A 7416-nucleotide genomic window follows, 5' to 3' on the forward strand; every position below is an offset into this window, starting at 1 on the left:
TGGTCTCCTCGTAATAGACGAGTCGGTGAAGGTGGTATTTCCGGCTGAAGCCGGGAACGAGCCCCGACCGGTGCTCGGCGATTCGCCTGGCAAGGTCGTTCGTAACACCGACGTAGAGGACGCGCCCGGCGTTCGTGAGGATGTAGACGAAATAGCTTTTCACCCGATGGCTCCCTCGGCGAATGATCCCGCGACTACGCGAGCAGATCCTTCGCTTCGCTCAGGATGACATGGGCGCGGCGCGTCAAGCAGCGGGCAGCACATGTCTCAGACAATCGCCACCGAGTTAAGCGGCGCGCAGCGTCCGCTTCAACTCGGCGCGTTCCGTCTTGACTACGTAATCGGGTCTTCCAGCGAAACGCCGAATAGACCGCTGATCATCTTCGGCTCGAACAGCGTCGATTTCTGGGGCAACACCTCGCCCTGGGCGACCACGTCCTGGACCGCGTCGATCGGCGTCGGGCGGAGCAGGATCGCCATCTGCGCTCCTCCCGAACGGGCGAGCTCGACGGCGGCGTCCTCGTCCTTCGGGAACGACACGTGCTCGCCGCGCTCGATCTGCGCCGGCTCGATCCCCAGCACCCCGCGCAGGAACGCGATCTCGAGCGTCGAGACGTCGAGCTTGCGCCAGGCGGCGCTCTTCTCGGCCGGCCAGGCAACCGGGGCATCCGGCCGGAGCGTCACGAGACGGGTGGCGTCCTTCGTGACGACGAGGAACCCGGAGCGGTCGCGCGGAAGCGCCTCGAGCGCCGCCCGCCCTTCCTCGGGGGAGGTGAACGACGCCGTTTCGAAGAACGTCTCCGCCTTCCGGAACATCGCGTCGGCGGAGAAATCCGGGAGACCGGAGACGGCGCGCGGAATCGCGAACGCTTCGAGGCCGGGAGAGGCGACGTCGACGATCGCGCACAGCTTGAACGCGGCCGTCGGGAGCTTTTCGGCTTCGGGCATCTTCGAGAACTTGAGAGCGGTCTCGTAGCGGTGATGCCCGTCGGCGATGAGCGACCCGGCCGTCGAGAGGAGACGCTCGAAGCGGACGTGCTCGGACGTGTCCTCGATCCGCCAGACGTCGTGCCGGTTGCCGGCGAGATCGTGGCACGACAGATCGGGCGCGCGGCGCGTCTGGAGCGCGGGATCGAGCGGCGCGCGCGACAGGAGGAACACCATGCCGAAGTCCGCGTGCGAGGCCATCAGGAGGTTCAGCCGGTCCTCCTTCGCCTTCGCGAGCGTCCTCTCGTGCGGGCGAATCGATCCGCCGTCGTACGGCTCGAGACGGACGAGCGCCACGAGGGAGCGCCGGGCTTTCGTCGTCCCGTCGCGTCCCGGAAAGACGACCTGGTGGATCCAGACGGCCGCGGAGCGCTCGTGGTACATCGCGCCGGTCCGGAGCCACTCCTTGAGCTGCCAGTTCGCTTCGGCGTAGACGTCTCCGCCCTCTTCCTTCCGGGCGTCGAAGTGAACGATGTTCTCCGGGGCGCGCGCGTAGAGCTCCTCGCGGATCTTCGGGGTGACCCGGTCGTACGGAGGCGCGACGAGATTGTCGAGACCGCGTTCCTCGATCGTCCCGGGCGAATACCGGAGGGCGCGAAACGGATGAATTTCCATGGCCGGGGATTCTATACGGGCGATCCCGCGCGGGCGTGATTCGCCCGCACCATTTCCGGCTACGTCGTCGCCGCCCGGGGCCGCCGCGACGGCGCGATCGCGAAATCGGAAAAGAGGATGTGATCGTAGAAGTAGTGGATGAGGAGGAAGGACAGGACGACCACGTAGTAGCACTGGTCCTGCGGGAAGCCGATGCCGCGCCACAGGAAGAGATAGACGAGGCCGGCCGCCAGCGTGAACCCGATCATCGCGCCGTAGTAGCGCATCGTCTTCGCCCTTCCCGACAGCTTCCGGACGAATCCGGAGCCGATCTCTCCGCGCTGCGCCTTGCCGTCGAGGATGAACCACGTGAGCGCGAGGTACTGAAGCGAATGCCACGTGTTGAAGCCCTGGAACGAGACGTCGAGGTTGTGGAAGACCGGGACGATGAACGCCATCGAGATCGTGAGCGCCATGAAGAGGAGGCGCGGCCATCCCGCCACGCCCCGGCGGATCTCTCCCGCCGTGCGGACCGCATAGAAGAGGAAGAGCGCTCCGAATCCCGCCGCGAACACGTACGGAAGCTGCTCGAAACGCAGGAATTTCGGGAAGAGGAGCGGCTGCGAGCCGATGATGAACTCGCCCCGCACGAACTTGAACATCGCCATCGTGTAGAGCGCGCCCAGGATCACGGCGGCGTCGAGCAGCCGGTCGAAAGTGGAAACCGCCTGGTATTTCCGGCGGTACGCCTCCGAGATGTACTGCGCCTGGTGGGTGACGTGGACGGACGCCCAGAAGAAGAACGCGGTCAGCAGGACCGGGAAGGCGTAAACGGACCCCAGGATCACGAGCGTCGGGATGAGCACGAGCGGCAGATAGGCGAGCCACCCGAATCGGCGACGGAACCCGGGCTCGAGCGCGGTCCGGAGATACGTCGAGTACATGTGCGGGCCGCCGATCAGGACCGTCACCGAGAGACCGACGATCAGCGAGGCGGTCGCGACCGAGACGCCGAGCCGCTGCAGGAAGCCGTAGCCCACGTAGGGCAGGAAGACCAGAACGGCGGAAAGCGTGAGGAATCCGAGGTCGAAGCCTCGGCTCCGGATCCAGGGACTTTCGACCGGCGCCGACATGCCGGGACCGGACGCCGCAAGGGCCATGCCTGAACTCCCCTCCCCCGTTTTCGATTATAGCGCCCGGATCTTCGCCGGACGGCTCGCGGAAGTCCTCCAAACCCCCGGGAAGCCGCACGGGAGGACCCGCGCGCGCACCCGGTCGAGCTCTCGTCCGCGCCGGCGCGTCAGTGCTAACATTCCCGCACCGATGAAACGCCTTTTCGGGATCCTCGGTCTCGCGATCGCTGTACCCCTGTTCGCCGCCGAGGCGCCGGAGGCGCCGCTCCCGCTCCTCGCGATGCCCGACACGAACCCGCTCGCATGCGGGGCCGACGCTCCGCCGGGTCTCGTCACGCGCGATTTCCCTTCCGGGGTCGAAGTCATGATCCCGGCTTTCGTCGCCGTGCGCGTGAACGCGTCGGGCGCGATCGAAGAGGTCCTGCTGGTCCACGACCCGATTCCGTCGCTCGAGGCCCAGGAGCGGCAGTCCTTCCAGAAGTGGGAATTCCTCCCGCCGAAGAAGGGGGGAACGCCGGTGGCCGGCTGGGCGACGCTCGAGCTCAACCTGAAGGTCGAGTATTCGCGGCCGCAGATCGCGCGCGCGACCGTCGTTCCCGTCGGCCCCCAGGACGCCGTTCCGGCCGCGCGCGGCGAACGCTGGGACGAATCGTGGCTGACGACGGCTCCCGCGCTCGCGGATCTCAAGGGAGCCGAATCGGCCGAGGCGCTCGACCAGCCGGCCCTCCCCAAGCGCACGAAGTGGTACGCCGACCGGTACAAGGGTCCTCTCGCGGTCAAGCTGTGGATCGAGATCGGCGAGAGCGGCCGCGCCACGCGCCTGGCGCCCGTCGACGTGAAGGACGCCGCGCTCCTGCCGTACCTCGAGAAAGCGATCTCCCGCTGGACGTTCACGCCCGCCCGCAAGGAAGGGAAGGCGATCACCTGCTGGGCCGTCCTCGAGCTCGGCGGGACGATCAGCTACGACGTGTCACTCGTTCGCGCCGCCTCGATCAAGAAATCCGTCGGCCCGTAGCCGGCGGCGAGGCGCGCCCCGTCGCGAGTCACGGGTCGCGAGTCGAAAGTCGGGGACGTGCCGCCGGCGCCGCCCCTACGCCTTTCAAACCACCGAGGTCGCTGTCGGCTCCTCAGCAAGCGACCAACGCTCAAACCGGGAGATCGCTCCGCTTCCGCCTTCGAGTTAGGCTACGCCGCGGCAGATCGCTCGCGACGACGGAAGCCGGTCGCTCGATGTATCGCGAGCCGGATATCTTCTACTTGGCCTCCAGCCAGTTGCGACCCACGCCCACATCCACCTTCAACGGCACCGCCAGCGTCGCCGCGCTCTCCATCCCCGCGACGATCCGCGCGCGCGCGTCGTCGAGCTCGTCGTCCGGGACCTCGAAGAGGAGCTCGTCGTGGACCTGGAGGAGCATCCGGGTCCGCATCTTCGCCTCGCGGAGCGTGCGGTCGACCGCGATCATGGCGAGCTTGACGATGTCCGCCGCGGACCCCTGGAACGGGGCGTTCTGCGCCATCCGCTCGGCGTTGGCGCGCACCATCCCGTTGCTCGACCGGATTTCCGGGATCGGGCGCTCGCGGCCGAAGATCGTCGTGACGAGGCCCTCGCGCCGCGCCCCCTCGACGACGGACTCGAGGGTCGCGCGCACGCCGGGGAACTGCGCGAAGTACGCTTCGATGAACAGCTTGGCCTCCCCCGTCGGGACGCCGAGATCCTTGGCGAGCGAAAACGCGCCCATCCCGTAGAGCAGGCCGAAATTGATCCGCTTCGCCGCGATCCGCATCTCGAGGGTGACGAGATCGGGCGACACGTTGAATACCTTCGCGGCGGTCGCGCGATGCACGTCCTGTCCCTCGGCGAACGCCTGGATCATCGAGGCGTCCCCGGAGACGTGCGCGAGGATCCGGAGCTCGATCTGCGAATAGTCCGCGGCGAGGAGACGGTGTCCTTCCGGCGCGATGAAGCCGCGGCGGATCTCGCGCCCCGCCTCCGTCCGGATCGGGATGTTCTGGAGGTTCGGATCCGATGAGGAGAGCCGGCCGGTCGCCGCGACGGTCTGGTTGAACTTCGCGTGGATGCGGTCGCCGGCGTCGACGAGGAGCGGGAGCGCGTCGGCATACGTCCCCTTCAGCTTGGAGATCTCCCGATGCTCCATGAGGAGCGACGCGATCCGGTATCCCTGCGACGCGAGACCCTGGAGCGTCTCGACGCCCGTCGAGTACGTCTTCGTCTTGGCCGTGCGCTTCCCCGCCGGGAGGTTCAGCTTCTCGAAGAGAATCCGCGAGAGCTGCGGCGGCGACGCGACGTTGAACGCCTCTCCCGCCTCCGAGAAGATCTCCGACTCGAGGCGCGCGAGGTCGGCCGCCATCCGCTCCGACAGGGCCTTCAGGTACGGCACGTCGACGAGCACTCCGGCCGCCTCCATCCGCGCGAGCACGGGAGTGAGCGGGCTCTCGATCCGGTCGAAGACGCGACGCAGGTTCGGCTTCGCGTCGAGCTCGGCCCCGAGCTTTTCCCGCATCTCGAGGGCCCAGCGCGCCCGCTCCGCGGCGTAGCGGGCCGCCGTCGCGAGCGATCCCGGCGGAATGCCCGCCTCCCTGGCCGTCGCCGCTTTTCGCCGGAAGAGATCGAGCGCGATCGCCTCGAACTCCGGATTCGACGTTCCGCTCGCGAGCACGTAGCGGGCGACGCACGGATCGAAGATCGTCGGAAGGTCTTCGACGCCGTGGCGGAGGAGGAACGCGTCGACTCCCTTCGCGTCCGGCGACACCCACGAGACCCCGCGCATCCCGGCCAGACGCCGCGCGAGCTCCTCGCCGGTCTCTTCTCCGACGGCGGTCGCGGCGCCGTCGGAGATCGCGAACAGGAAGCGCGGAACTCCCGGAGCGTCGGCGGGCCGGCCGAGCGGAAGGTTTCCCGACTCTCCCTCCGGCGCGGGGCTCGGCGCCGGGCTTCCGTTCCCCGGGACGCCGAGCGGAACGATCGAAACGCCGAGCGCTTCGCATCCGGCGGCCGGCGCGAACCGCTCGTCCTCCGAGAGCTTCCGGAAGGACACTTCCTCGACGGAGCCGGGAGCGGCCGCCTCGAGCTCCTCGACGAGCGAATGGAATTCGAGCTCCGAATAGAGCGCCTTCAGCTTCTCCGGGTCGGCCGGGTCGAGCTTCAGCGCCTCCATGTCGAGCTCGACCGGGAGCGTCCGTTCGAGCTCGACCAGCCGGCGCGACAGCCGCGCGGATTCGGCGCCGGAGAGAAGCGCCTCGCGCGCCTTCCTGGCCGTCACCTCGGGGGCGTGCGCGAGCACTTCTTCGAGCGAGCCGTACTGCTGGACGAGCTTCCTCGCGCCGACTTCTCCGATCCCGGGGACGCCCGGGACGTTGTCGGAGGCGTCGCCCATGATCGCGAGGACGTCGCCGACGCGCTCCGGCGGCACGCCGAAGAACTCCTCGACGCCGGCGGCGTCGAGCATCTTCTCGCGCATCGCCTGGTACATGCGGATTCTCGGGCCGACGAGCTGCAGGAAATCCTTGTCCGTCGTGAAGAGCACCACGTCGATCCCCTGCGCGGCGGCTTTCGTCGCGAGAGTCGCGATCACGTCGTCCGCTTCGAAGCCGTGGAGCTCGAGGATCGGCATCCGGAAGGCCTCGCAGAGGCGCCGGATATAGGGAATCTGGACCGCGAGATCGTCCGCCATCGGCTTTCTCTGGGCCTTGTAGTCGGCGTACGCCTCCTTGCGGGCGGTCGATTCCGAGATGTCGAAAGCGATCCCGACGTGCGTCGGCTTGTGCTCCCGGACGAGCTTCCTCAGGATCGCGGCGAAACCGTAGACGGCGTTGGTCGGAAATCCCTTCGAGTTGTTGAGCGACCGGATCGCGTGGAACGCCCGGTGGAGGGCGTTGGAACCGTCGACGAGATAGAGGAGAGGACGCTTCGCGGCCACGTTTTCGAGTCTAGCAGGCCCCACCGCTGCCGATTACGGCGGGGCGAGAACTCGGTGCGAGGGCAGCGCGAGCGCGCTCCCGCTCCGGTTACTCCACGCGGCGGCGGAGCCGGCTTACATGGCGCCAGACGTACAAGACGACCGCGAGGAGAATCGCGGCTCCGATCGCCGCGTCGAACCGGTGGAAATAGGCGCCCAGTACCGTCCAGTGCTCGCCCAGTTTCGACCCGATCCAGGCGAGCCCGAGGCACCACGGCAGCGATCCCGCGAAGGTGTAGAGAACGAAGCGGCGCATGTCCATGCGCGAGACGCCCGCCGGGAAGGCGATGAACGTGCGGATGACGGGGAGGAGCCGCGCGACGAAGACGACCGGCTCCCCGTGCCGCTGGAAAAGGCGATCGGCGAGGTCGAGGTCGTGGTGCGACAGCAGCACCCACTTCCCGTACTTCTCGATGAGCGGCCGTCCGCCGTAGAGACCGAGGTAATACGCGGGGATCGATCCGACGACGCATCCGACGGCGCCGAAGAACCCCAGCCAGCCGACCGCGAAGCGTCCCCGCGAGGCGAGGAAACCGGCGAACGGCATGATGAGCTCGGAAGGAAGGGGGATGCAGGCGGACTCGATCGCCATCAGTCCCGCCACGCCGGCGTAGCCGCCCGACTGGATGGTCGTCAGGACGAACCGGGAGACGAGCGTGATCAGGCGGCCCAACAAAGCCCGCGCACGATAGCACGGGACCGTCGCGGGAGCGGGCCCGGGAAAG

At 68.0% G+C, this 7416-nt stretch carries 6 protein-coding genes; 1 reads left to right on the forward strand and 5 read right to left on the reverse strand.

The genetic code is table 11. The features are described from left to right. The 3 genes from VFS34_09120 to VFS34_09130 all read right to left on the reverse strand — a co-directional run. The coding region (locus tag VFS34_09120) for a GIY-YIG nuclease family protein (protein HET9794609.1) at positions 1 to 163 on the reverse strand (163 nt) is incomplete at its 3' end. A 170-nt stretch (positions 164 to 333) separates the two neighbouring features. After that, the gene (locus VFS34_09125; protein HET9794610.1) at positions 334 to 1602 is read right to left on the reverse strand and encodes a DUF1015 domain-containing protein; all 1269 of its coding nucleotides are present in this window, start codon (positions 1600 to 1602) and stop codon (positions 334 to 336) included. Positions 1603 to 1661: 59 nt separating this feature from the next. After that, entirely contained in the window at positions 1662 to 2741 is a 1080-nt protein-coding gene (locus tag VFS34_09130; GenBank protein ID HET9794611.1) for a hypothetical protein, read from the reverse strand. Between the two features lie 163 nt (positions 2742 to 2904). Here VFS34_09130 and VFS34_09135 point away from each other — a divergent pair, with 163 nt between their 5' ends. Next, the gene (locus VFS34_09135; protein HET9794612.1) at positions 2905 to 3729 is read left to right on the forward strand and encodes a hypothetical protein; all 825 of its coding nucleotides are present in this window, start codon (positions 2905 to 2907) and stop codon (positions 3727 to 3729) included. 238 nt (positions 3730 to 3967) lie between these two features. On the opposite strand, the gene polA is transcribed toward VFS34_09135, so the two are convergent. Beyond that, a complete protein-coding gene (gene polA, locus VFS34_09140) occupies positions 3968 to 6652 on the reverse strand; it encodes a DNA polymerase I (protein HET9794613.1) in 2685 nt (894 codons plus the stop codon). Positions 6653 to 6740: 88 nt separating this feature from the next. After that, on the reverse strand, positions 6741 to 7367 hold the full coding sequence (locus tag VFS34_09145; protein ID HET9794614.1) for a DedA family protein: 627 nt from the start codon (positions 7365 to 7367) through the stop codon (positions 6741 to 6743). Between the last annotated feature and the right edge of the window lie 49 nt (positions 7368 to 7416).

The sequence above is a fragment of the Thermoanaerobaculia bacterium genome (assembly GCA_035717485.1).
In the GTDB taxonomy this organism is placed as follows: Bacteria; Acidobacteriota; Thermoanaerobaculia; order UBA5066; family DATFVB01; genus DATFVB01.